We start from the raw sequence: 5,417 nt of genomic DNA on the forward strand, positions 1-5,417 counted from the left end.
TCTTAAGATAGCTCTATTTTATTCTTTATTTATTGCCACATTCGTCTACCACTCCTATCTTTCTTCCGTTTTCCGATTCTGATACCGCTGAAAATTATATCTTAAGATGACTAGCCCAAGTTCTACCCTGACGCTGCTTCCCCATCTTTGATGCTATAGGGCTATATCCAAATTTTTTCTTAGCTTCTACAAACGTTATCTTATAGCCAAGTTCTTTTTTCCACCATTTTTTCAACCTTCCAGCGTTTTTAAATGTTCATCAATGACGCAGAGGGATTAAGCTTTAGCTTTTTTGCTAACTGACTAAAATCGTATTATTATCATTTAATTAACTAAAAAAAATACGGAGATATATTTTTTCTATATATCCAAGTCGATTAATATATTTATTATTTGATTTAAAAGAATTTTTTTTCAAAAATTTTTTACTTATTCGCAAATCTTTAACTAATCTCCCATTGGATTTGAACATTCTATACGTCATACCAATTGCAATATGATATAAAGCAAGATATTCTAATTCTTCCCTATATAGATCTAATTGCCCAGATTCCCTATATTTTGTTAGTAACATTTCAAAAACAAATTCTATGTCACGAACTTTATCTGCTTTACTTTTTGATACAGAGCCTTTTCTTATCAAGTAATAATAATTTACATTATCAATAATTGAGACCTTTGCTCCGTAAAACAGGATATTTTGAGTAAATAAAAAATCTTGACACATTTTCCCCTCAATAAAATTTATTGAATACTTATCCAAAAATTCTTTCGAGATTAATTTAGCATAAGGTGCATTGATAATATTAATCATCATTTCTTTTCTATTGTTGCAATCAAAAATAGTTGAATTAATATAATTGAAATTTTTCTCGAATAAAGTGGGTTTATATTCATATATTCGCTCTATTTGGCTAACTACAATATCCGATTTTGTCTTAATAATTTCTTCATACATATCAGATAGATAACAATCTGATATTGTATCATCTGCATCAATAAAGCATATATAATTACCACGAGCTTCTATTAAGCCTTTATTTCTAGCGGCAGATGACCCCAAGTTTTTCTGAGCATAAACCCTTAGTTCATCATGACTTAATTTCTCTTCCATCAATATTTCCAACGAATTGTCATTTGACCCATCATCAATGCAAAGAACTTCAAAATCAGTATACTTTTGTTTCCAAATACCATCAAACATCTTTCTAAGATATTTTCCACAATTATAAACAGGAATAATAATTGAAATCACTTATTTATCTCCTCTTCTTTCATTAAATCCTTTTTTCCTTTTTTCATCAAATACATTGCTTTACTATACGTTATATTTTTATTTTTTCTATTACTTGTTTTTAGCATTATAAATAAGAAAAAAAATATATCCGAGTACTGTTTATACAATTTGTAAACTAGTGCACCTTTTGAATAAAAATAATTTTCATCAAACCCCACAAACCAAGATGACTCCGAATCTGGAATTGTCAAAATTCTAATTGGCACATATAAAATAGAAATTCCCTTTTCTAAACAATCATTAATAAAAATATTTTCTTCGCCTGAATTAAACATCATTGAGCCTGTTCCAAATCTTTCGTCAAAAAGAATTCCTAAGTCTTTAATTTTCTTTGTTTTATAAGCTATCTGTACTGAAGATATAGATGTAAGTTTGAGTTTATTTATTTTAGTTTTATGATTCTTTAAAAATGTCTTTTTCTTATCAGTATTGAAACAGATTATATCATACTCAGGATTCAATTCAAAAGTATCACATACTATTTTCTCTAAATTATCAATATAAATTAAATCATCGTCGCCTATTAAAGATATTTGAAAATCGGAGTTTTTCAATCCATAATTCCGACTTTTGCTCAAACCTAATTCATCAGTATTATAAACTGTACATTTGTGATCAATTATATATGAACTATTGTATCCTACCTGATTTATAACTAAGATATTCACATTTAATAGATTTTCACGTTCCCTCATTCGCTTAATTTCATTTTCGCTTTTATTCATGGTAGAAATCAAGACACCAAATTTTCTATTAATCTCTTTCATAAATGTCTCTCGTATAAACTTTTTCTTTTACATCGTCCAACCGATGATCATATCTATTAGCTACAATTACCCTACTCATTTTCTTAAATGTTTTCAAATCATTGATGATCTTACTTCCATAAAACGTACTATCAGAATTTAAAGTAGGCTCAAAAATTATGATTTGAACCCCTTTATTCTGAATTCTTTTCATTACGCCTTGTATTGAACTGTTTCGAAAATTATCACTGTCCGTTTTCATAATTAATCTGTAGATACCAATTATTAAATTGTTTTCAACAATCTCATTAAAGTCGACATTCTTGTTATTATTACAATATCCCGCCATTTCCAATATTTGATTTACGACAAAATCTTTTCGTGTTTTATTTGCTTCAACAATTGCTCCAATTAAATTTTCTGGAACATTAGCATAATTAGCCAACAACTGCTTTGTATCCTTAGGCAAACAATATCCACCATATCCAAAACTTGGATTATTGTATTGATCACCAATCCTAGGATCTAAACATACACCTTCAATTATCTGTTTTGTGTTTAAACCTTTTATTTCAGCATAAGTGTCTAATTCGTTAAAATAAGCTACGCGAAGAGCTAAATAAGTATTGGCAAATAATTTTACAGCTTCAGCTTCTGTTGACCCCATTATCAGTACTTTAACATCTTGCTTAATTGCACCTTCTTGGAGTAAAAAACTAAATATTTTTGCAGAACTAATCATATCATCATCATTAGTATCTACTCCTATAATTATTCTGCTCGGAAATAAATTATCGTACAATGCCTTATTCTCACGTAAAAATTCTGGACTAAACATTATTCTTGTCGTTTTAAATTTTCTCGACAATTCAAGAGTATATCCAACAGGAACTGTTGACTTTATAATCAACACAGCATTTTCATTATATCTTAGTACTTCGCTAATTACAGATTCTACTGATGATGTATCAAATTTTTGTGATATGTTATCGTAATTAGTTGGAGTTGCGATAATAATATAATCAGCATCTCCGTATATACTTCTACCATCTGTAGTTGCTTTTAAATTTAAATCTTTCTCTGAAAGATATTTTTCAATATAATCATCTTTTATTGGTGACATTTTCGAATTAATTAGATCAACCTTATATTGTAATATATCTACCGCAATTACATTATGATGTTGCGCTAAAAGAATACTCATGCTAAGTCCAACATATCCGGTTCCAACAACCACTATATTATACTTTTTTTTCATATTAAGCCTCTTTCTATACAATTAATCCCCATTTTCTGATGTTCTATGATAAATATTTTTCTTATCACCTTCATTCTTTTTTTGTAATGCAATTATCTGAATCAAATTTTTTAATTTATTTTCTAAAATTGAAATTTTAAGAAACAAATAAAAGACAAGACAGTATAAAATAAAAATCATTATCAAATATAAAGCATTAATTGTAGTTTTGATTTCTAATAATTTCGATGTATATTCAACAATTTCAGGAAAAATACTAATGGTAATTAATCCACATCCCCACAAAATCCACACTGAAGCTAAATCAAGTGAAATCTTTGATCGTTTGATAAAATATAGAATGATTATAAAAAACAATATAGAAAATAGAAATAATATAAGCTGTAATCTCCCCATACGAATTCTCCTAATCTAATTAATAGCTAAGAAACAAAATAGAAATGATCATTTTGACCATGTATTTAATTGAATTACATAATCCACTATACAAACTTACTCCCGCAACTCTGTCTTTCATTTCCACTTGAACTTCAACGACTTTAGCGCCTTTTCGTAATTCATAAACTATTGTATCAGGTTCTGGCCTTCGATTCATATTATAAGCAAAATCATATATCATTTTTCTATTTAACATCCTCATACCACTAGTCGGATCTTTGATTCTTATGCCTGTCGTCAGTATAATTAACAATGTTAGGATTCTGCTTCCCAGCATTCTCAAGCTTAAATTCTTTTTTTTATTTACAAATCTCGACCCAATAACTATATCTGCTCCTTTTTCTATTTCTTTTATCATGGTACTGATAAAAATTGCCTCATGTTGACCATCTCCGTCAAATTGGATAGCGCATTCATAGCCGTTTTCCCATGCATATTTATAACCGGTTTGTACAGCACCAGCCAAGCCTAAATTTACAGGAAGAGTTATATGTCGAATATTATTTACATTAAGTATGCTCTCTGTATTATCAGTCGAACAATCATTTATTACTATATAATCATAATTATTATAGTAATTATCTAAATTATTGATAACATTAACAATATTACTTGATTCATTGTATGCTGGGATTATTACTAAAGTTTTCATACTGCCTCCTTGATGTTATTGATGCTTCGAACACAACATATTCCACCTTAATATTTCTTCCTAATCACAATATTCTTATTTCATCGAAACTCGAAAACTTACAAGCTATTTAGCTTTACTATTGAATTATTTAAACCGATTAAAGTATGATGCATGGATAATTTCTGGATAATTCTTATAACAATAGCTCATATCAACCCTTCCACTAATGCCATTCACATAGCCACTATTAGTGTACTGCCACATTTCATAATGACCTTGATAACCAACATATCCCCGCCAATCCGCAATCCATACATCATAGTAATTAATTTGATTAGAATTCATCCATAAAGCATTATTGGCAAAGTTAGTATAAGTATAAATACCAGCATAATATCCATGCATGGACAACATCCCCAATGCGTACTCTAACAAATACGTATTCCAGCTCGGGTCAAAATTAAAGAATGAAGAATCTTCAATATCAACATAAACCGGATAATCAAGGACGATGCCATAATTATATTCTAAATCTTTCAAAGCTTCAAACAAAAGTGATAATTCCGCAATAATATTATCGGTACTTTTAGAATATGTGTAATAATATGCGCCAACTTTAATGCCTGCTTTTCTTGCATTTATCACATTAGTCTTAAAGTAGGGATCAATATAAACACCATTGGTATTTTCAGACATCGCGCGAATAATCGCAAAGTCAACACCGGATGCTTTTACAGCCTGCCAATTAATATACCCTTGGTATTTCGATACATCCACACCCCATTTCCGATAGGTAACATAAACAGTACAAGTTACTTGATACCCCGTAATCGTTGTTGCACGAATTGTAGTTTGACCTTCATTGACACCCGTAATAACCCCACTGGAATTTACCTGTGCAATTGACGCATCATCACTGGTCCAAATAATATTTCTCAATCGGCTGTCTGTATTCAAAGGAACAAAGGATACAGATAGTTTTAGTGTTTTGCCCACAAGGATATTTGCCTCGGTCATATTCAGCTTAATCGCCTGCGGTTCAAT

Annotated in this window: 6 protein-coding genes; all 6 read right to left on the reverse strand. The window is 29.7% G+C overall.

The features are described 5' to 3' along the window. Nucleotides 1-328: 328 nt before the first annotated feature. A complete protein-coding gene (locus HOLDEFILI_RS10965; RefSeq protein ID WP_039864812.1) occupies nucleotides 329-1,255 on the reverse strand; it encodes a glycosyltransferase family 2 protein in 927 nt (308 codons plus the stop codon). Next, entirely contained in the window at nucleotides 1,252-2,064 is an 813-nt protein-coding gene (locus HOLDEFILI_RS10970; RefSeq protein WP_006059751.1) for a hypothetical protein, read from the reverse strand. Before HOLDEFILI_RS10970 ends, HOLDEFILI_RS10965 begins: the two co-directional genes overlap by 4 nt. Further along, the gene (locus HOLDEFILI_RS10975; protein WP_006059752.1) at nucleotides 2,051-3,301 is read right to left on the reverse strand and encodes a nucleotide sugar dehydrogenase; all 1,251 of its coding nucleotides are present in this window, start codon (nucleotides 3,299-3,301) and stop codon (nucleotides 2,051-2,053) included. Before HOLDEFILI_RS10975 ends, HOLDEFILI_RS10970 begins: the two co-directional genes overlap by 14 nt. Nucleotides 3,302-3,322: 21 nt before the next feature. Continuing rightward, the gene (locus tag HOLDEFILI_RS10980; RefSeq protein WP_006059753.1) at nucleotides 3,323-3,697 is read right to left on the reverse strand and encodes a DUF2304 domain-containing protein; all 375 of its coding nucleotides are present in this window, start codon (nucleotides 3,695-3,697) and stop codon (nucleotides 3,323-3,325) included. A gap of 19 nt (nucleotides 3,698-3,716) precedes the next feature. Then, nucleotides 3,717-4,391 carry a glycosyltransferase family 2 protein gene (locus tag HOLDEFILI_RS10985; protein ID WP_006059754.1) on the reverse strand — a complete coding sequence of 225 codons (675 nt, stop codon included), beginning with the start codon at nucleotides 4,389-4,391 and terminating at the stop codon, nucleotides 3,717-3,719. 126 nt (nucleotides 4,392-4,517) lie between these two features. Next, nucleotides 4,518-5,417: GH25 family lysozyme (locus HOLDEFILI_RS10990; RefSeq protein ID WP_006059755.1), on the reverse strand; the 900-nt coding region annotated here is incomplete at its 5' end.

Source organism: Holdemania filiformis DSM 12042, assembly GCF_000157995.1.
Taxonomy (GTDB): domain Bacteria; phylum Bacillota_I; class Bacilli_A; order Erysipelotrichales; family Erysipelotrichaceae; genus Holdemania; species Holdemania filiformis.

Coding starts and splice junctions, on each gene's coding strand:
- HOLDEFILI_RS10970 (WP_006059751.1), bottom strand. CDS start 2,064: ATGAAAGAGATTAATAGAAAATTTGGTGTCTTGATTTCTACCATGAAT.
- HOLDEFILI_RS10975 (WP_006059752.1), bottom strand. CDS start 3,301: ATGAAAAAAAAGTATAATATAGTGGTTGTTGGAACCGGATATGTTGGA.
- HOLDEFILI_RS10980 (WP_006059753.1), bottom strand. CDS start 3,697: ATGGGGAGATTACAGCTTATATTATTTCTATTTTCTATATTGTTTTTT.
- HOLDEFILI_RS10985 (WP_006059754.1), bottom strand. CDS start 4,391: ATGAAAACTTTAGTAATAATCCCAGCATACAATGAATCAAGTAATATT.